This is a genomic window from Psychromonas sp. MB-3u-54, from assembly GCF_002836415.1.
Lineage (GTDB): Bacteria > Pseudomonadota > Gammaproteobacteria > Enterobacterales > Psychromonadaceae > Psychromonas.
The window spans coordinates 21,075-40,629 of sequence record NZ_PJBP01000177.1; the positions used below are offsets into that span (position 1 = coordinate 21,075).

Genomic DNA, 19,555 nt, shown 5'->3' on the forward strand with positions numbered 1-19,555 from the left:
GTCAGATATTTATGCGGATTGGTATAATATCACTTTCTTGCAAGTGAGCGGATTAGCAAGCTTTACAGGACAAAAAAATGGCATCATCAGTATTGATGAAGCCATAGATAGCTGAAGTTAAAAATGAGAGTGGTTAAAATGGTAAAAAATTAAATGTATATTCCAGCTCCGTTTCGGCAAGCAGTTTAGAACCAAAGTTAATCAAACGAATTCTACGTAATAGTTTTCCAGCAAAATCATAATTATCAATTTCGATTTCAGAAGCAATAATCTTAACGGCAGAAACACTACCATCAGGTAAGATAATTAGCTTAACCGTAACACTGCCTTCCAAGCTTGGGTCGCTGCGCAACGCTCGGCGGTAGACAGAATAGATAGCACTTTTATTCCTATCAAACATTTGCCGAATTGATTCGCTACTGCGTTGTCCTGAAGCTCTTTCAACAGCCTGAATGACTTCTACCTGCTTCGCTATTTCATCAACGACCGTTGCCACTTGAGCAACTTGACCTGACTGATTTGAAGCTAGTTTGCTAGTTTCCCCCACATCACTAAAGCGTTTACCCGTAAGACCACCAGAGGTGCCTGTCACTTTTTGTCCAAGCATAACCCGTTCCGTTTTTGCGTCAGTTCCATTACCTTCGGCTAAGCCACTATTAGCAGTAGGGGCTACAGACGGCACGGCTTTAGCAATGTCACGCATGGCATTTAACTGTTTCGATAACGCTAACAGGCCAGATTTCTGTACTTTTTCGTCAAGCGCTTTTTCAGCTATTTGAGGCTTCGGTTTTGGTTCCGGCTTCGGTTTTGGTTCCGGCTTAGGTTTTGGCTCCGGTTTTGGTTTAGTTTCCGGCTTAGGTTCTGGTTTAGGTTTAGGTTTAGGTTTAGGTTCCGGCTTAGGTTCAGCTTCAATTTTTTTCGGTTCGGGTTTAATCTCAGGTGGTTTTACTGCGACCTTGCTCTTCATTATTTTGATCAATTGCGGAGGTAACTTTTCTTTCTCTTCCCGACTTAGTTCTGGCAACTCCACAAATGAAACAAACACTGAAGATAGCAGTGTTATTGCTACCATCCCTAAAGTTAGTCTGTTAAAAAACCTATTGCCGAGTTGAGTATCCCATGTTGGTAGGCTTCTATTTTCAAAATTATTCACTACAGACTAGTCCCCGTCGTTGAATGCTGAGCCTGAATGAATTGTTCATCACTGGCACCATACACTTGCTCTACAGCTAAAGAAATATTGGTATAACCAGCACCTGCAGCGGTTTGCATCACTATCTTTAAGAGTGAATAGGGTACATTTTTATCTGCCAGAATGTTAATTCCTCGCCCCTCGTCAAGATTTTCATCTGATAATGGTGACTTTGCACTGTAATAGTTTAACTCTTTAGTTAAACGCCCAATTTCAGCACTTTTACTCTCCTTAAGATCAGCAACCTTAACAATAGGTTTACCTTGAAGCAAAATAGTCGACTCAAAAATGGTCAGCACCAAGTTATCCCGTGCGCTTGCTTTAGAAACAGACTCAGGCAGTTGCAGCTCTTTATTATTTTGCAGCACTTGTACATCGGAAGCGTTCACCATCAAGAAAAACACCAAAATAGTAAAAATATCCATCAGTGATACTAGCGATAACCTAGAGGTTTTTTTCATTCGCGTCTGGTGGTGTTCCATGCGAACTTGTCTTGCCGATTTTTTCATTGGCTTACCTCTTGAACTGACGCTTCTACTGATACAGTTTCTGTCCGAATCGGCGCATCACCCAATGAGATGTCTGGAAAAAGCTCTGCATCGACCACCGATGCAACAACCACCGCTTTGTAAGATCGTGTTTTATCCATCAAAGCAATAATAGTTTGATAATTCGTATCTTCTTGTAAGAGAAGAGACACGTCCTTTTTTTGGATATTTTCACTGATCAATGCAGCTTTCAGCTGTTTGAGTGTAGTGACAAATAAATCGTAATCATAACCATTATCATCAGCCGGAATTACCTTAAGTAAATGTGATTGCGGGTAATAAATTTCAATCTGCTGTTTAAATACTATGATTTCAATCTGCTTTTCCTCATCGCTTAGCAGCTGAGACTGTTCAGTTGTGTCGCTTAACTGAGGTAGCTTAAGATCTAACACGGTAATATGTGAAAATACCATCATCATCAAAAGCACGGGCACCAACACAATCATCAAATTCATAAACGAAGTGATATCTAGTTCTACGTCTTCACGCTTGATCCTCTGCTTTCTAAACATAATTAAAACCCTAACTACTTAGTTTCAACATTAGAAAGCAGATTGTTTTTGGCGATAATATTTAAAAACTTAACACCCGCTGTTTCCAGATTAGTAATAATATCTAAGGTTTTAGTCTGCAACACTGCGTGGAAACCTAATAATGGGATAGCTGCAATAAGACCAAATGCAGTCGTATTCATCGCGACCGAAATAGATTCTGACAGCAAGCTTGCTTTTTCAGCAGGATCCGCATTTGCTACTGCTGAGAATGCCGCAATAAGACCAATAATTGTCCCTAATAGACCCAATAAGGTGGAAATGTTCGCCAAGGTGGCTAGATACTGAGTACGCTTTTCAAGTTGTGGTAATGCATCCATTATCCCTTCTTCCATTGCATATTCAATTTCTTGACGCTCAGCGGTTTGCTTCATACGACGGATACCCGCTTGAAAAATACCGGTGATTTCCGATTTCTCTGTTAATAATGCAATATTGTTGAATTCAAGATTTTTTAACATTGGGTTAATAATTGCGATCGCTTTACCATTTTGACGTGACACTCTAAATAAATAGATCGCACGCTCAAGTGCAATAGCTAAACCAATAGCTAATACAATTGCGATAGGTAGCATGAAGTCGCCACCTTCCTGGAAAAAACGAATAATTGTATCGAACATAAAGTACTCCAAAAAATGTAATGTGATTATTAAAATATTATTTTAGTTTTGTAATAATAATTGCTGATAACGAAGTGTTACTCTAAGAATGAATTCTCGAAAATGTACTTGAACAACCATCCAAATTCTTTAAAAATGCAATAACTATCAATAATTTATTGCCCCCCTATTTCTAAGCCTATATTTATTGCTCTATATTATCTTGCCATTAATGGTCTGCCTTAAAGTATTCCATTTCGCGGGCTAAACTAGCTGCATCCAGTGGTCTAAATTTTTGCTGATTTTTGTCATTAACCAGCTGAACCGGTATCTCACTAAATACTTCAGATTTTTGCCAAGGTACAATAGTCATGACTTTAGGCTGCTCTTTGTCCGCGATAATGTCTGATTGCAACGACAGTACCTTGCGGGGTTTATCGGTAGTCACTTCAGCACTCGCACATGGAGCCAACAACAACATAACGGCCACTGTAAACATTTTCATTATTTACCCCTTGTTTGCTTGCGTTATTTGACGCTTAACATCACGGATCCAGCCTTTCACTCTGCGGTTACCCTCTGGATTGATCAATTGATATATTTGATAGTTTTCAACTGCAGACGTTTTTTGGTTTAAATATAAATCCTGCAAAATTGCAAGATTTAAATACGCATCAGAAAACCCCGGCCATGCTGAAATAGCCGCTTGATAACTTTTTTCGGCTTCAGTAAATTTTCCCATCTTACGCTGCAGGGCACCTAAACGATTATGCGCATAATAATTGTGCGGATTGGCACTCACCGCCGCTTGATAATGCTGCATTGCCGTGGATTGATCCTGCTGCTTGATAGCAAGATCCCCAAGCTGCAGCTCAATCCCGGAAAACTCAGGATGTTGATTTAGTAAACTGAGCAAAAGCTGCTTTGCGGCATCTAGCTGATGACTATTTTTTAACGCTAAGGACTGTGTAAATGACTCAGTCAATGAATCAGGTGCTACCACAGCCGTTGACAGATAAGCATTAGGTGAGGTTAAAAGTGCTTGTTTACGTAACTCATCAGCACTCAGTTCAATCTTAACGGCAGTACTCTCCTGAGGCAGTACGTCCGATACTTGCGGTGCCAAGCTGCAACCGGTTAACGTGAGCAACGCTAAACCCGTCAGCTTTTGTCTATTAATAAATCTCATTAACATCCTCAACAATGATTTCTGGTTTGTAATAACGACCAGATTGCAATTTACTTAGCTCATTAAAGCTCTTTTTAACCCATTCATCATAAATCCCTGAATAGACACTATTGCTGTTGCTTATATAGATGGCAATAGCCTGGTCTTCAAAGGGAAAAGCTTGTCCTTCAAGTAAAATATCATAGCGCTCCAGACCTAACTCTCCCAAGCCCGTTGGTCGCTCAGAATCCATCAGATCTTTGGCCAATTGTTGATAGAGCCCTGCCAGCTCATAGGTTGCTGCGGTAGAAAAATCAGCAACTTTATAATCGAGGACGCGGTTAAGCGCAACAACACTCTCATTAAGCAGGCCTTGCTTTTTAGTCAAGCTTTTTGCCAGTGGCAATTTCAACTTGGTATGCTTAAATTTAGCGACGGGGATTTTACTTAACTCGTTGGCAGACATTGCCGCTAAATAACGGGAACGGGCACTGCGAGCATCTCCTGCATTAGTGTCACTAGCAATCAGCTTGGTCAACCAAAATTTACGTTTTAAAGGCTGCTGCGTTTTTAAATAGTACTCACTCAATATAAACTGTGCTTCAACCAAATTAGCTAAAGGCTTAGGATAGGTATGGGCATAAATTCGATAAGTGCTCATTGCCTGGTCAGCATCCCCCCCATTTTCGTAGGATTGTGCAGCCAACCATAATAATTCGTGAGCACCTTCGTCTGCTTTATTATTCTCCCAGCCCAGCTTTAAGTATTTAGCCGCTTGAGACCATTGCTCAGTTTCCTGATAAGCAAAGGCTAATTTAGTGGGTATATCTGCGCTTAATCGGTGACCATTAAAACGCTTATTAAAGTCAAGCAGTTGATCAATCGCTTGGTTATACTGCTGCTGATTAAGCAGGTGAGTCGCTAAATCATATTGAGCATTAATACGCACTTGACTATTGGGTACAAGCTTAATTAAACGTTTTAAATGCGTAATCACCGCCCCCATATCGGCGGGTTCACTGGCGATTGCAGCTTCAGCTTGTCGGTAAATAGTCAGACCTAACTGCTCTGATAACGCCTTATAACTTTTATCATTTGTCGCTAATGTACTGAGGATTGCAGCATAACTGGACTCTGCATCAGCAAAGTTTGTCAACTCAAACTGGCTGTGGGCAATCACCAGCTGTGCAGAGTGAAGCTGTGCCTCTGATAATCTGTCTCTGTCAAGCAATGCTTGCTGAGCAAAAAGCAAAGCTTGTCTATATTGTTTATCTTTAAACCCGTCTTGAAGCAATTTCACCTGCAAACTAATACTGCGCGGATCGCTCTTAAAAGTATCTAAAAAGAAATTAATAGCAGCGAGTTGCGCGGCTTTATATTCGGCAGCTTGTTCAGTATCAGCGTGATTGGTCAGCAAAGTATCGTAAGCTAAAATAACAGTATAGGCAGCATTAGCCTGGTGATCATTGGCTTTAAAGGGCTCAATGTCAGCCCCGTTTGTGGCCACCGGCGCAATCTTCATATCACTGCTTGCTACCTGCTGATATTGATCAATAGCGGCATCAATATTGCCTGACTTAAGCAAGGTTTCAGCATAATAATAACGAATCGATGCCTGTGCTTGATCATCGGGGAAGTTGGCTAAATATTGCTGATAATCTCCTGCAGCAGCTTGATAATACTCAGTTACTTTTGTCGCTAAATCATTATTACCTTGCTGCGCCTTAAGCTCTAGCCTCTGAGCTGCAGCATGCTGATTTTGAGTCTTAACTTTTAACAGTTGCTGTAATGTCTGCGCGGCTTGTTTCCGTGTATTGCTGTTTTTACCAAGCCAATAATCATTAGTCAGCTGATAGTCAGCAATAAATATTTTTTGTTGTTCAAGCACTAAACCGGGAAAGCGCCCTTGCGTTAATAGGTTGATTTTTTTTAGTGCAAATAAAACCGAGGTTTCACTATTCGGATAACGCTGAATAAAGGCCTCTAATACATCAGCCGCTTCGGTATAACGCTGCTTCTTTACCAGGTCATCGGCTAACAACTCATAGTTTAGTTGTTCATATTGTCGTGGGCCCACTATCGAATAGTGTCTTTGAATATTATTTGCACCATCAGCTTGACTAAAAATCAATGTCATTATCGCAAATGTGTCCCGTAATAACAGCTGGTCTTTCTTGCTTAGCGTATTGGCAATATCATCTACATTATGAATGCGTGAAGCACGCTCGGCAGAGATTAATCCATCCAAAATATCAGTATAATTAACCAACGCTTCCGAGTGACGCTCTAATTTAAAGTTGCTCCAACCTTCCATATACAGCGCAATACTGTAATAGGGGTTGTTTTCCGGCTTATCAACAACCTGCTGATAACTGTTAAGTGCCAAGTCATAATTACCCTGGCTATATAATATTTCAGCTTGCCTAAAGTAGAGCTCCACTAAATACGGAGTGTTCGGGTGATCATTAATAATAGATTGAATAACAACCAGACTTTCTTCTTGCATACCTTGTAAATCATAGGCTTTAGCTAATTGATACATCAACTTGTCAGCTTGTTGGCTATCAGGAACTTCAGCTAAAAATTGATTAATAGAAACAACTGCACGCTGGTAATAAGCGTTCGCCTTCTCGGGAGAATCAATTTCCACCTGTTCAAGCTGCATAACCTCCGTATTGATAATCCAGTGTTTAATCTTCAAGGCTAATTCCGGGTTATCAATACGTTCAAGAACAGCTTGATAAGCCGCACTTAACTTAACGAGTGGCAGCTTGGTCATGACAGGTTTGATCTGCAATGAGGGGGATAAGTCTAGCGTGGCCAATGTTCTACCACGGGCACCTACCTGCGGCTCGAGGGCGGTAGCACAGCCCCCTAAAATGGCTGCGCTAACAGCCAGTGCTAAAATGCGCTTTTTATTCATGGTAATACTTTCTCATTAAGCTTAGCGACGACAGCAGATTTATCTGTGTTACGGCTATCACGAAGTCTGACCATAGCCAATTCAGAATGAGTGATATAATCTTCAACATCATCAAGTTGACTCGCTAACAAGCCTTCAAACCGCTCTGTTATACGCGTAATAACTGTTTGAGAATGCTTTTCTGCCTGCTCTAACTGTTGATCTATTTTGGCGAGTTGTTTAGTCAATAATTGCGCATCACGATTTTCCAGTTCAAGCACATATTGTTGCTGTGCAAGTAAGGCATTCTTAGTGGCAAGCATTTCTGATGTTAAATAATAATCGCCAATATGCCATATTAAACCACCGGCAACACGATTGAGGCGTGCTCGTAAAAGGGAATAATCTTTATGATTTACATCTATCGTTTTAAGCGCAGCTTCCAATGTTTGATAGCGCTTATAGGCTGACAGTAAGGCTTTCTGCTCCCCCCCTAAACTATCTTGGCTGAAGTAACTCCCCATTAACTGCCGGGTCAAGCGATTAAGCGAATTATCAATGTCCTGCAGTTTATTTTTTTCTCTGCCCAGCAACTTTTCTGCCAACTTAGTTTCACTAGTCGGCAACGTTTCTAAAGTGATACTCGGCTCGGTATAATAACGCTGAGCCAAGGCTAATAACTGACGCTGCCATGCCGCTAGTTGTAAATGCAAACCTTCCGTTTGCTTAAGTGCAGTAAGGCGACGCTGAAATTCAGGAGAGGCGATTTGGGCGTAATCATCAATACTTTCGGGCAAATTCAAGGTCACTTTTCCAACATCTAAAAAGTTTTTACTGCTGTTTTCAAGCAGAGACGATAGATAGTCAGGTTGATCCACTCTGGCCAGTTCAGCCGTTAATAAACGTTGGGCGTCAGTAAAGTGTTGTAGGGCATTTTGATAAGCTGCGTAAGCCTGTTGCGGTTTACCTAAGCGTTCTAATGCATAAGCACTCAGCACATAACCCTGATTAACATAACCTGAAGCACTGTCACGCTGAGCCAGTTGCTGCCAAACGGCTAATGCACTGTTTAAGTCGTTTTGATAATAAGCAACCTTGCCCATACCGAGCATAGCGGACTCGGTATCAAGACTATTAAGAGTTACCTGCCTAAAGCTTGCCATCGCCTCGTCATAGTCTTTTAAATCGCTATAAATATAAGCTTTTGCTAAATAGGCTCTATCAATAATCGCATTAAGTGAATCGGTAAATGACAAGGCATTAATATGCATATTCCCACGATAAGCCAAGCCTTCCAGATCCTTTTGCTCAGTCACTGCAGACACCGACAGCAATGCGAGTGCTGTCTCCGTATCTTGTTGCTCTAATGCTTTCATTGCATGATTAAATGCGAGGTAACGATGTTTCACTGAGCCCGGTGATATATGCTGCTTTGCCATCGTTAACTGTTTATCATTATCTAATGCAATAGCAAGTTCACCAGATAAATAATAAAACTGGTCAGAATATTTAGGGAGTAAGTGATCACCTATCATATCGTGGGCTTGCTGGGCTTTCTCAAGGTTGCCCTGCTGGTAAAAGCCTTGCATTAATACAAAGAAGACATAATCATGTTCAGCGGCCGGCAAGTGTTTAGCAGCAGACTGTTGTTTAAAATAACGCTCAAAGAGTTTACCGGTATTATCATCAGAATTAAAATCAAAGTGCACGACTAAGCCTGCATGTAGCAGGCTGGTTTTTACATTTAACTTTTCACCCTTTAATTTGGCATGCTCAAGGGTGGTTAAAGCATGCTGGTAATCACCCTGGTGATAATAAAAAAGAGCTTCCCGCTGTAGCATGTTTTGTTCAGGCTTCGCTGTCATGTTATTGGCATAACCTGCGGGCAAGTAAGTGCTAATCAGTAGCGCTGCAGCAGCTAACTTAGCCGTCTGCGCGGAGCTTAACAAAGAGCGAATAGTTATTTGCATAGACACTCCACTACAGCTTCGCTAAGTCAAGTACGGCATAGCTTGCATTTTTAGGCTGTTCTGCACTTAATAAAACCGAGTAAGCCTGACTATCTTTAGTAAATTGATGAGTTAGTGCTCGCTTAACGGGCAAACCAAAATTATCCGTACCGGTAATAAAGGCCACCAATTTATGCTCCCCCGTTGACAATGATCCAACATAAAACTTATCGACACCGCCGCGATCTAAAGCCGCAGTTTGGCGAGCAGTATAATGTTTATGAATTAATTCATTATCATCAAGCAACACCTTCAGTTCGCTTATACGAAATGATAGCTTAGTATTAATCGCAAAATGTAACGCGAGTTGCTGATTTTTAGGATGAAATAGCTCGTCTTCCAGTTGCGCCATCTCGGCACTGATCATAACGGTATCTTTTTTAAGCTGCTCTAATGTTTTACTGTTTTCGGCGCTAGCAGCACCCGTAAACAGCACCCCTGCCACCATGGCCAAAGAGAGTATAAACTTCATTATATTTCCTTACCTAAGATTGCCAGATTAAAAGTAGTAGCCCAGACCCAGAGTTGCTTGTGGATCTAAAGACCAACCATCCCCCCCTAAGCTACTATGAACGTTGCTGCGAACTTCTGCACGTACAGAAACGTTATCAGATAACATCATGCGGTAACCTGCTCCGGCGACAAAAGAGTTCAAATTACTCCCTTCAAAGCTAATAAGGCCCGCTCCACCAAGAACATAAATTGATGATTGAGCGCGAAAATCTGAGCTTAGGTAAGTATTTTGATATAGGCTATAGCCCACCACCAGATTAGTAACAGTCATATCTTCGACTGGTTCTGAATCATTATTGTCTATGCCTTTAGTAAGCACTAGTGACGCCTCAGTAAACCAGTTATTATGGAAGTGATAGGCTAGCCTGACACCCGCTGCCACACCGTTCCAACCATCAGCATCAATTAAACCGCCCACAATGCCGACCTCAAAATCTCGTGATCTTATGTCTAATTCTACCGCATCTCGCTGAATAACAGGCTCTATAACACTGGCCGTATTATCTGCAGCAAAGACAGTTGTTGAAGCGAAAAAAAGTGAACAGGCTAAAAGCCCCGAACGAGTAAACATATAAATCTCCTTAAAAGCCACAAGCTGTGGCTTGGGCGCATTAAGCCCAATGTTCTATTGGTATGGTTATTGTTGGTATTAGTACTAGTCGAATAGCTTATGGCCGGTATTCGCCTTTGATTTTAAAAATCCAGTACTGAAGAATTGTCGAGGTTTACCTCTTGACCTGCAAGGGTGGTCAATGCGGAAATGTCTTGTTCGGCTATCCAACCCTTTATACCCGAGGGAGTTTGCACCTGCAGAAAACCAACTCGACGAGCAAGCACCTGCAGTTTATCGCCTTTTTCAACAGCATAAAATTTTTGTGCCGCATCAGTATAATGGTGCAACTCTACGTAATCAGCTTTAACTGTTAATACCCTTGGATTCTTTTGTTGTGCATGCGCAACAAAAGAAATGACGGTCAACAACAAGACTGAGGAGATAAAAGAAGGTAAGTTCATAATTGTACGCCATTTTATTATTTTGTGGTTACTTCTCGACCAAATTTAACATTAGATAATGCTATCCTGTATCTGATCGATAGTTTAAACCTTTTATGCGCGGTTTATGGGAGGGCAAAATAACATATTTTTATATTTATTCAAGAGGTTATATAAAGAAAATCAGGAAAATAGCATCACAAAACGGTCCGAAGTAGTTGTTGTTCGACAGCGATATATTTAAATGATTTTTTTTTCACATAATACAGCTGCAACTATATGTAGCGGGCATTTGCACCATTTTTTTTACACCTTCTTCAAAATGTTAGAAATCGGTCTGTCCTTAAGAAAAAAGTTGTTTGTTATTTGCACATTTCAGTTGTGCAGAAAAACCTAACAGGCGTCATTAATGTCTTCTCGGTCAGGCTCATAAAGTTAGTTTCCATTTTAACGTTCAGTATTGCGCAAATAGTTATATACTCTGTAACATAAAGCGGCTGTTTTTTTGTCTGCATTAGAAAAAATAGCGCATTTAATCAATGCCGTGCTATTATCAAATATGATTTTTTTGAAGAACTTGGAGAGACAAATGAATTCACCGATCACTAATACCCGCTCAAAGAGCCATGGTATTGAAATTAATAAAGTACTTAGAAATACCTATATGTTGTTGGCTATGACGCTGGCGTTTTCTGCTTTAACGGCAACCTTAGCAACGATGATGCAAATTGGACCAACCGCATCTTTAGTGCTTATGCTTGTGGGTTTTGGCACATTATTTGTCGTATCTAAAAATGCAAATTCCAGTAAAGGGATCTTTTGGGTCTTCATCTTTACCGGCGTAATGGGCGCATCATTGGGTAACATGCTAAACCATTATTTAGCAATGGAAAATGGCGCAGCACTTATCATGCAGGCACTAGGTTCAACTGCTATTATTTTCTTTGCCCTATCAGCTTATGTATTAACAACGCGCAAAGATTTCTCATTTATGGGCGGCTTTTTAATGGCGGGTATGATTGCTGTTATTATCGCAATGGTTGCAAATATCTTTTTACAAATACCCCTGATGCAAGTTGTTATTAGCAGTGTTGTTGTATTAATTATGTCCGGCATGATCCTTTTTGATACAAGTCGTATCATCAACGGTGGAGAGACTAATTACATCAATGCAACCGTATCGTTATTCTTAAACCTATTTAATATGTTTATTCATCTACTGGTTTTATTAAATATTTTAGATGACTAATTATTTCTGATTTAAAAGAAAAACGCACTTAGAGTGTAATGCCTTAACTGTTCGACATTACACTCTAAGTGCGTTTTTTTATATCTGAATTTCAGGATAATATAGTGACACTCTGTATTTTTAGCTTTCTTATTTCCGACAGAGAGCCTGCCAAGTTAAGCGAATGAATTAATATCTGCGTTATTAATGCTGGTGTCAATAGAGAATTAATTCTTCGAGGATTGTCAAGATTAGACGCGATTTATAGTTAATGTCAGGCAACCTGAAGGAGATGATAAGGTGAGCAAAAGAAAGAGATATTCAAGTTGTTCTTATTACGGTTTCCTGTCTAGTGCTGATTTTATCACTTGGTGATCGAAAATAACATACCCACAAACAGACTAAATAGCACAGTTCCTAACGTAAAAAATAGCCCAAGCTGTCACCCATTTAGTAGATAAGCGTGCCGCTCTTAATTTGTCATCGTATTAATGAATAAATCCAGTTTTTAAGCTTAACACTCATCTAATGGATAAATCCCAGTTCCCATGCAGCAATTTCTGATCATATATTACTTGATCGTTCTAGCTTTTAAGCTTCACACTCAGCTAATGGACAAATCCCAGTTCCCATGCAGCAATGCTGATCATATATTACTTGATCGTTCTAGCTTTTAAGCTTCACACTCAGCTAATGGACAAATCCCAGTTCCAATGCAGCAATGCTGATCATATATGACTTGATCGCTTTAGCTTTTAAGCTTCACACTCAGCTAATGGACAAATCCCAGTTCCAATGCAGCGATGCTGATCATATATTACTTGATCGCTTTAGCTTTTAAGCTTAACACTCAGCTAATGGACAAATCCCAGTTCCCATGCAGCAATTTCTGATCATATATGACTTGATCGCTCTAGCTTTTAAGCTTCACACTCAGCTAATGAGCAAATCCTAATTCCAATGCGGGCTGAATATTACTTGCCCGCCAAGCGGGGTACAGGGTAGATAAAACACTCATAAAAAAAGCGGCAACAGTCACAACGACAACTTGCTCATAAATTAAATGTGAAGGTAGAAAATCTATAAAATAGATATCACCCGATAAAAATTTATGGCCTATGACCGTTTCTATAAATTTAACAATATCAGTCAAATTTAAGGCAATAAAAATACCGATAGCAGCACCTAAAAGACAACCTACCAGGCCATTAAATGCACCCTGCACGATGAATATACCGCGTAACATCCATTTTGAGGCCCCCATGGTTTTTAAAATAGCAATATCGCCTCTTTTTTCATTAACGGCCATCACCAGAGTAGATACAATATTAAAGCAGGCAACCGCGATAACCAGCAATAAAATGACATACATTAAAGATTTAACCATCTGAATATCTTGATATAAATAACCCTGGCTGGTGATCCAGCTTTTTATATACAGATAATCATTAAGACTATAACCCACATCCCGTGCTAATGTTTGTGCATTCAATATATCCGCTACTTTGAAAGCAATCCCATTGGCACTGCCCAGTCCCAATATTTGTTTGGCATCGTCGATATGCATAAAACCAAGGGCATTATCCAACTGCCCTCCCATTTCAAATAACCCCACTAATGTGAGTTTGATTTTACGAGGAGATTTTAATTGTTGTCCGCCGTCTTGCGGCAAGATTAATGTTAACGAGTCACCTATCTTCACAGCAAGCTTTAGTGCGACACTTTTACCTAATACGATTGAACGCTGCCCCGTTTTTAATAACTCCCAGCCTCCGCCTTTTATATAAGGCTCAACAGCTGTCACATTCCTTTCACTTTTCGGGGTTATTGCTCTAATTTGTAACGCTTTTATTTGGTCATCTTTTTGTAATAAACCATTCAACATTATATACGGACTCGCAGCAATAACACCTGGATGCTCCCTGACCTGTGTTAATGAACTGCCCAGGTTTTTAAAACTGCCATTGACTGTTTCTAATTCTGCATGAGGAATAACAGCTAACATCTGCTCACGTAATGCCTTTTCAAAACCATTCATTGCCGATAGGCCGACGATTAATGCTGTTACCCCCAGTGCGATACCTAATATAGAGGCCATAGAAATAAACGAAACAAACTTATTTTTATGTTTAGCTTTACTATAGCGTAAGCCGATAAAAATTAATAAAGGGCGAAACATTATACTTTTCCCTGTAACACACCACTGTTCATATGTTCCTGACGCGTTAATTTATTGGCTAACTGTTGATCATGTGTCACTACCACAAAAGCAGTGCCCGACTCTTCATTAAGACTGACAATCAATTGGTAAATACTCTCGGCACTTTTTGCGTCTAAATTTCCGGTGGGTTCATCGGCCAAAACCAGTTTAGGTTCATTGATTAAAGCGCGAGCAATAGCAACTCGCTGTCTTTCCCCGCCAGAAAGTTCAGAGGGGCGGTGTAAAACCCGATGCTCCAAACCGACACGCTTTAAAATAGCATGCGATTTTTGGGTTGCAACTTTAATACTTTCACCCGCAATTAATAAAGGCATAGCAACATTTTCAAGTGCATTAAATTCAGAAAGGAGATGGTGAAATTGATAGACAAATCCCAAACATTGATTACGCCATTGAGATTGCTCATTAGCGCTTAGTTGATGAATATTCTTACCCTGATAAAATACTTCGCCTTGAGTTGGTATATCAAGGGCACCTAACAGATGCAATAAGGTACTTTTCCCTGAACCGGAGCTGCCCACAATGGCTAATAATTCACCCGCCTTAACGGATAAATCAACATTATGTAATACCGCGGTGGATAGTTTGCCATCAACATACACTTTACTTAAATTACGGCACACCAAAAGTTCTTTATTCATATCTTAATGCCTCTATTGGGCTTACTTTCCCGGCTTGATAAGCGGGGTACAAGGTCGCCATTAAACTTAATAACATAGCACCAAATATGATAGTAAATATCTGTACTGGTTCGTACAAAACCGGTAATAAGCGAGTACCACCAGACGCACTAGAGAGCAGGTTAAGCCCCAAAAAAGATAATGTTTCATTAATGTAAGCGCTAACCAACAGCCCTAATCCGGTGCCAATAAGCGCACCAACAATGCCGCTCCATGCACCTTGAATAATAAAAATAAGGTTGAGGGTTGTGCCTTTAATACCCAGAGTCTTCAAAATGGCCACTTCCGCATTTTTGTCATTGACCACCATCACAGATGCAGAAAGTATATTAAATGCGGCGACCGCAATAATCAGGCATAACAATAACCAAATCATATTTTTTTCCATTTTTACAGCAGAAAATAATTCACCATGTGTTTGCCGCCAATCCTGCAGCGTTTGCCCCTCTTTCAAAACTGGCTGTAACCAATCTTGAACATCAAAAGCATCATTAAAATAAAGCCTTAAGCCAGTCACTTGATCAATGCCTATTCTAATTAAACGTGCCGCATCTTGCGCATGTAATAAAACAAGTTGTTTATCAACATCTGATCCAACGGCAAACAATCCTGCTACGGTAAAATTTCGCTGACTGGGAATACGCCCCAAAGGGGTAAAACGACTGCCCCTGGCAGAGATAACTCGAATTTTATCCCCGACAGTAACACCCAGTTGCTGTGCTAAGCTTTGACCAATAATAACCTTGTATTGTCCCGCTTTTAAATCACTTATTTGACCCAGAGTAAGATTATTTTTAATCACATTGCTTGCGTATAAATCAGGTACAATACCTTCAAGTTGCACCCCCTGCAGGCTTCTACTGCTCTGAATAATAGCTTCACTGCGCACCACCGGCTCGACGGTGTTGACTAATGGCATATTCTGCAACGCAGAAAGCCGGCTTTGCCAATCATCGATGACTTGTTCGTCATTACTGATAATAGCATGCGGAATTGCGCCTAATATTCTCACTTTCAGTTCATTTTCGAAACCGTTCATAACAGATAACACCGTGATCAGTGCCAGCACACCTAAGGTAATGCCACCCGTTGAAAAAAAAGAAACAAATGAGATAAATTTATTATTACGCTTTGATTTGGTATAGCGTAAGCCGATAAATACACTAAGGGGGTAGAACATAGATGCCTTTATTATTTAAACTGTTATTTTGCCATTAGCAATGGAAATTAAGTGCTGTAAAAATCAGGAAATGACAAATAACTCATTGATTAAAAATTATAAATAAACATTCTAATGGATTCGCAAAGATCAAGATACCCAAAAGTATTTAAATCAAAGCGATAGCCAATTTGTTGATAAATACACAGCGTAAAGTTCAAAGTTCATTGCATATTTGCTGTAAACAGTTAAAAATAGTTAGAATAACTCCTTTTTAATGAATATAATGGATAACATTCAATGACCGACCTAGCTTTATTATCTGTTCCCGCATTAAAGAAAAAATCAGATCGTTTAATATTCGGAAATTTATTGGGTAGCAGTCAAGCATTGGCTATCAGTGAGTGTGCTAAACAACAAGCATCACCCCTGATTTTGATCGTTAATGATACCCCCTCTGCTTTAAAATTAAGGCAGGAACTTGAATTTTTTGTGGAAGATAAGCTTGAACTCATTACATTTCCTGATTGGGAAACTCTGCCTTACGATAATTTCTCACCTCATCAGGATATTATCTCTAACCGTATCGAAACATTATACAAGTTACCCAATCTTAAAAATGCGATCTTAATAGTCCCAATCAGTACGCTGTTACTGCGTATCGCCCCCCCTTCCTATTTAAAACAGCACACTTTAATAATAAAAAATAAGCAAAAGATTGAATTACAAGCATTACGAGCGGATCTTGAAGAAGCGGGTTATTATGCAGTTGAACAGGTCATGGAACATGGCGAGTTCTGCGCACGCGGGTCTTTGTTAGATATTTACCCCATGGGCAGTGACACACCCTACCGTATTGACTTTTTTGATGATGAAGTTGACTCTATTCGTCCCTTTGACAGTGAAAGCCAGCGTTCTTTAAAAGCGATTTCGGAAATAAATTTACTGCCCGCACATGAGTTTGCAACGGACAAAGACGCTATTAAGCGTTTTAAAGTGCAATTTACCCATAAATTCACCTCACCGTTATCAATCGGTAAAGACTCTATCTTTGAGCAAATTAGTCAGCATAATTTACCTGCGGGCATAGAATATTATTTACCCCTTTTTTTTACTGACACCGCAAGCTTATTTGATTATTTCCCAAGTGATGCAAGGCTTGCAATTGCGGGTGATATTAATCAGGCCTGCAGCGATTTTTGGAAAACCATCTCCGCCCGTTATCAAGAAAAATCCGTTGATTTATTCCGCCCTTTATTGCCGCCCGAAGAGTTATATTTGCGCCATGAACAGTGTTTTGAACTTATAAACCAGTGGCCTCGTTATGATTTTCGACCGCAACCTTTTGAACACTCAAAAATCGCCAGGCAGAACTGCTTAATAGAACAGATTCCAGATATTCAGATTGAACATAACAAAAATGCGCCGTTGCAGAAGCTTCAACATTTCATTACCAATTTTACCGGTAAAGTATTATTTAGCGTTGAATCAGCGGGACGTAAAGAGTCTTTATTAGAGTTATTAGCCCCCTTAAAATTACCGCTGGGCGAATTTTCTACTCTGACCTCTTTTGTCAACAGTAAGAAACAATTTGGCATCACTATTAGCCAAGTTGAAAACAGTTTCATCTTAACGGATACCCAATTTGCATTTGTGACCGAAAATGAATTATTAGGCCATAAAGTCACCCAACGACGTCGGCGTAAAGAAAATAATGATGAAAACTACAGCACTGATCATATCGTGCGTAATTTGGCAGAGATTAAAATAGGCCAGCCAGTTGTTCATATTGATTATGGTGTGGGTAAATATTTAGGACTGGAAACAATAGAAACTGCCGGCCATTTAACTGAGTTTGTTAAACTGGAATATCTGCGTGGTGATAAACTTTACGTCCCCGTAAGCTCTCTGCACCTGATCAGCCGCTATAGCGGTCATGATGTAGAGAATGCCCCATTCAACAAATTAGGCACTGAAACCTGGCAAAAAGCCAAAAAACAGGCTGCAGAAAAAGTGCGCGATGTCGCCGCAGAACTGCTTGAAGTTTACGCACAACGTGCAGCCAAGGTCGGCCATCAGTACCAACTTAATAAAACGCATTATGCGCTGTTCAGCAACGACTTTCCTTTCGAAGAAACCCATGATCAGGCGCTTGCCATTAAAGCTGTTATATCTGACATGTGCTCTTCACAGCCGATGGACAGGCTGGTTTGTGGTGATGTAGGTTTTGGTAAAACGGAAGTTGCCATGCGGGCGGCTTTTGTCGCCACGGATAATGTACGCCAAGTCGCTCTTTTAGTGCCAACAACGTTGCTCGCACAGCAGCATTATGAAAATTTTAAAGATAGATTTGCTAATTGGCCGGTGCGTATCGAGGTCCTTTCACGCTTTAAAACAGCAAAACAACAAAAACTTATTCTCGAAGAAGTAAACCAGGGAAAAATTGATATACTGATCGGTACACACAAACTGCTCAGCAGCAATGTACAATTTTCTGATTTAGGGTTGTTAATTATTGATGAAGAGCATCGCTTTGGCGTACGCCAAAAGGAAAAAATCAAAGCCTTGCGTGCACAAATTGATATTTTAACCCTGACAGCAACCCCCATTCCAAGAACATTAAATATGTCTATGAATGGCATGAGAGATCTTTCGATTATCGCAACGCCGCCGGCAAAACGCTTAGCGGTAAAAACTTTCGTAGTGCAGAAGAAAGATCAAATTATAAGCGATGCAATAACGCGTGAAATTATGCGTGGCGGACAAGTTTATTTTTTACATAATAACGTTGCAACAATCGAAAAAGCAGCCCAAGAGATACAGCAACTTACACCACTGGCTAAAGTCGCTGTTGCTCACGGGCAAATGAATGAACACCAGCTTGAAAAAATCATGGCTGACTTTTACCATCAGCGACAAAACGTATTAGTTTGCAGCACTATTATTGAGACGGGTATTGATATCCCCAGTGCTAATACGATCATCATCAATCGTGCCGACCATCTTGGTCTTGCACAATTGCATCAACTGCGTGGCCGGGTTGGCCGTTCACATCACCAGGCCTATGCGTATCTTTTAACACCAAAACCCAAGCTGATGACCAAAGATGCACAAAAAAGACTGCAGGCGATCGAGGCATTAGATACCTTAGGCGCCGGCTTTACACTGGCCACTCACGATTTAGAAATTCGCGGCGCCGGTGAATTATTGGGAGATGAACAATCGGGTCAGATTGCCAGTATTGGTTACAACCTTTATATGGAAATGTTAAATCAAGCGATCGAGGCATTAAAAAATGGCCAGGAACCTACATTAGAGCATCTTCTGGCAAGCCAGGCGGAAGTTGAATTGCGTATCCCGGCATTGATTCCAACGGATTACATGCCCGACGTTAATCTGCGTTTATCACTGTATAAGCGTATTGCCAGCAGTAAAAACAAACTCGCGCTAAGAGAAATTCAGGTGGAATTAATAGATCGCTTCGGTCTCCTACCCGCTTCGACTAAGAACCTTATCCAGGTGGCCACAATAAAACAACAGTGTACGCCATTAGGCATTAAACGTTTAGAAGCGCATGCGAATGGTGGTAATATTTTATTCACAGAAAATACACCAGTGGATCCAATGTTCTTAGTATCATTGCTGCAAACGCAGGCAAATACATTTAAACTAGAGGGTCCCACTAAACTTAAATTTATTTGCGACCTGTCGGACAGCAGGCAACGAATCAACTGGATTATGCAATTACTGCATAGTTTTGAATCACATTTAATAAAAAAATCTAAAGGATGA

At 40.3% G+C, this 19,555-nt stretch carries 16 protein-coding genes; 2 read left to right on the plus strand and 14 right to left on the minus strand.

All coding sequences use genetic code 11. The features are described 5' to 3' along the window. Positions 1–133: 133 nt before the first annotated feature. From CXF72_RS15610 to CXF72_RS15660, 11 genes are all read right to left on the minus strand, one after another. On the minus strand, positions 134–1,153 hold the full coding sequence (locus CXF72_RS15610; RefSeq protein WP_157823275.1) for an AgmX/PglI C-terminal domain-containing protein: 1,020 nt from the start codon (positions 1,151–1,153) through the stop codon (positions 134–136). Beyond that, complete coding sequence (locus CXF72_RS15615) at positions 1,153–1,701, minus strand: ExbD/TolR family protein (protein ID WP_101040357.1); 549 nt, start codon at positions 1,699–1,701, stop codon at positions 1,153–1,155. The genes CXF72_RS15610 and CXF72_RS15615 overlap by 1 nt, the downstream gene beginning before the upstream one ends. Next, a complete protein-coding gene (locus tag CXF72_RS15620; protein WP_101040359.1) occupies positions 1,698–2,252 on the minus strand; it encodes an ExbD/TolR family protein in 555 nt (184 codons plus the stop codon). Before CXF72_RS15620 ends, CXF72_RS15615 begins: the two co-directional genes overlap by 4 nt. Before the next feature lie 14 nt (positions 2,253–2,266). Beyond that, the gene (locus CXF72_RS15625; RefSeq protein WP_101040361.1) at positions 2,267–2,911 is read right to left on the minus strand and encodes a MotA/TolQ/ExbB proton channel family protein; all 645 of its coding nucleotides are present in this window, start codon (positions 2,909–2,911) and stop codon (positions 2,267–2,269) included. Between the two features lie 208 nt (positions 2,912–3,119). Then, complete coding sequence (locus CXF72_RS15630) at positions 3,120–3,395, minus strand: hypothetical protein (protein WP_101040363.1); 276 nt, start codon at positions 3,393–3,395, stop codon at positions 3,120–3,122. Positions 3,396–3,398: 3 nt separating this feature from the next. Continuing rightward, positions 3,399–4,079, minus strand: coding sequence for a tetratricopeptide repeat protein (locus CXF72_RS15635; RefSeq protein WP_101040365.1), 681 nt, complete (start codon positions 4,077–4,079; stop codon positions 3,399–3,401). Then, a complete protein-coding gene (locus CXF72_RS15640; protein WP_101040367.1) occupies positions 4,066–6,981 on the minus strand; it encodes a tetratricopeptide repeat protein in 2,916 nt (971 codons plus the stop codon). The genes CXF72_RS15635 and CXF72_RS15640 overlap by 14 nt, the downstream gene beginning before the upstream one ends. Continuing rightward, positions 6,978–8,930, minus strand: coding sequence for a tetratricopeptide repeat protein (locus CXF72_RS15645; RefSeq protein WP_101040369.1), 1,953 nt, complete (start codon positions 8,928–8,930; stop codon positions 6,978–6,980). The genes CXF72_RS15640 and CXF72_RS15645 overlap by 4 nt, the downstream gene beginning before the upstream one ends. 10 nt (positions 8,931–8,940) lie before the next feature. Beyond that, on the minus strand, positions 8,941–9,441 hold the full coding sequence (locus tag CXF72_RS15650) for a hypothetical protein (protein ID WP_101040371.1): 501 nt from the start codon (positions 9,439–9,441) through the stop codon (positions 8,941–8,943). A 27-nt stretch (positions 9,442–9,468) separates the two neighbouring features. Continuing rightward, a complete protein-coding gene (locus CXF72_RS15655) occupies positions 9,469–10,053 on the minus strand; it encodes an outer membrane beta-barrel domain-containing protein (protein WP_101040372.1) in 585 nt (194 codons plus the stop codon). A 122-nt stretch (positions 10,054–10,175) separates the two neighbouring features. Beyond that, entirely contained in the window at positions 10,176–10,496 is a 321-nt protein-coding gene (locus tag CXF72_RS15660; protein ID WP_101040374.1) for an SH3 domain-containing protein, read from the minus strand. A 568-nt stretch (positions 10,497–11,064) separates the two neighbouring features. Here CXF72_RS15660 and CXF72_RS15665 point away from each other — a divergent pair. Continuing rightward, positions 11,065–11,724: a Bax inhibitor-1/YccA family protein gene (locus CXF72_RS15665; RefSeq protein ID WP_101040376.1), complete on the plus strand. Its 660-nt coding sequence runs from the start codon at positions 11,065–11,067 to the stop codon at positions 11,722–11,724. A 916-nt stretch (positions 11,725–12,640) separates the two neighbouring features. Here CXF72_RS15665 and lolE read toward each other — a convergent pair. The 3 genes from lolE to CXF72_RS15680 are packed head-to-tail and all read right to left on the minus strand — an operon-like array spanning position 12,641 to position 15,784. Further along, positions 12,641–13,882, minus strand: coding sequence for a lipoprotein-releasing ABC transporter permease subunit LolE (gene lolE, locus CXF72_RS15670; RefSeq protein ID WP_101040378.1), 1,242 nt, complete (start codon positions 13,880–13,882; stop codon positions 12,641–12,643). Next, positions 13,882–14,565 carry a lipoprotein-releasing ABC transporter ATP-binding protein LolD gene (lolD, locus tag CXF72_RS15675; RefSeq protein WP_101040380.1) on the minus strand — a complete coding sequence of 228 codons (684 nt, stop codon included), beginning with the start codon at positions 14,563–14,565 and terminating at the stop codon, positions 13,882–13,884. Before lolD ends, lolE begins: the two co-directional genes overlap by 1 nt. Next, entirely contained in the window at positions 14,558–15,784 is a 1,227-nt protein-coding gene (locus CXF72_RS15680; RefSeq protein WP_101040382.1) for a lipoprotein-releasing ABC transporter permease subunit, read from the minus strand. Before CXF72_RS15680 ends, lolD begins: the two co-directional genes overlap by 8 nt. Before the next feature lie 279 nt (positions 15,785–16,063). On the opposite strand from CXF72_RS15680, the gene mfd reads away from it, so the two are divergent. After that, positions 16,064–19,555, plus strand: coding sequence for a transcription-repair coupling factor (mfd, locus tag CXF72_RS15685; RefSeq protein ID WP_101040384.1), 3,492 nt, complete (start codon positions 16,064–16,066; stop codon positions 19,553–19,555).

What these genes read in the sequence shown, in the direction of transcription:
- CXF72_RS15665 (WP_101040376.1), top strand. Translation starts at nt 11,065, where the DNA reads ATGAATTCACCGATCACTAATACCCGCTCAAAGAGCCATGGTATTGAA.
- CXF72_RS15645 (WP_101040369.1), bottom strand. Translation starts at nt 8,930, where the DNA reads ATGCAAATAACTATTCGCTCTTTGTTAAGCTCCGCGCAGACGGCTAAG.
- CXF72_RS15635 (WP_101040365.1), bottom strand. Translation starts at nt 4,079, where the DNA reads ATGAGATTTATTAATAGACAAAAGCTGACGGGTTTAGCGTTGCTCACG.
- CXF72_RS15640 (WP_101040367.1), bottom strand. Translation starts at nt 6,981, where the DNA reads ATGAATAAAAAGCGCATTTTAGCACTGGCTGTTAGCGCAGCCATTTTA.
- lolD (WP_101040380.1), bottom strand. Translation starts at nt 14,565, where the DNA reads ATGAATAAAGAACTTTTGGTGTGCCGTAATTTAAGTAAAGTGTATGTT.
- CXF72_RS15650 (WP_101040371.1), bottom strand. Translation starts at nt 9,441, where the DNA reads ATGAAGTTTATACTCTCTTTGGCCATGGTGGCAGGGGTGCTGTTTACG.
- lolE (WP_101040378.1), bottom strand. Translation starts at nt 13,882, where the DNA reads ATGTTTCGCCCTTTATTAATTTTTATCGGCTTACGCTATAGTAAAGCT.
- CXF72_RS15660 (WP_101040374.1), bottom strand. Translation starts at nt 10,496, where the DNA reads ATGAACTTACCTTCTTTTATCTCCTCAGTCTTGTTGTTGACCGTCATT.
- CXF72_RS15615 (WP_101040357.1), bottom strand. Translation starts at nt 1,701, where the DNA reads ATGAAAAAATCGGCAAGACAAGTTCGCATGGAACACCACCAGACGCGA.
- CXF72_RS15630 (WP_101040363.1), bottom strand. Translation starts at nt 3,395, where the DNA reads ATGAAAATGTTTACAGTGGCCGTTATGTTGTTGTTGGCTCCATGTGCG.
- mfd (WP_101040384.1), top strand. Translation starts at nt 16,064, where the DNA reads ATGACCGACCTAGCTTTATTATCTGTTCCCGCATTAAAGAAAAAATCA.
- CXF72_RS15620 (WP_101040359.1), bottom strand. Translation starts at nt 2,252, where the DNA reads ATGTTTAGAAAGCAGAGGATCAAGCGTGAAGACGTAGAACTAGATATC.
- CXF72_RS15625 (WP_101040361.1), bottom strand. Translation starts at nt 2,911, where the DNA reads ATGTTCGATACAATTATTCGTTTTTTCCAGGAAGGTGGCGACTTCATG.
- CXF72_RS15680 (WP_101040382.1), bottom strand. Translation starts at nt 15,784, where the DNA reads ATGTTCTACCCCCTTAGTGTATTTATCGGCTTACGCTATACCAAATCA.
- CXF72_RS15655 (WP_101040372.1), bottom strand. Translation starts at nt 10,053, where the DNA reads ATGTTTACTCGTTCGGGGCTTTTAGCCTGTTCACTTTTTTTCGCTTCA.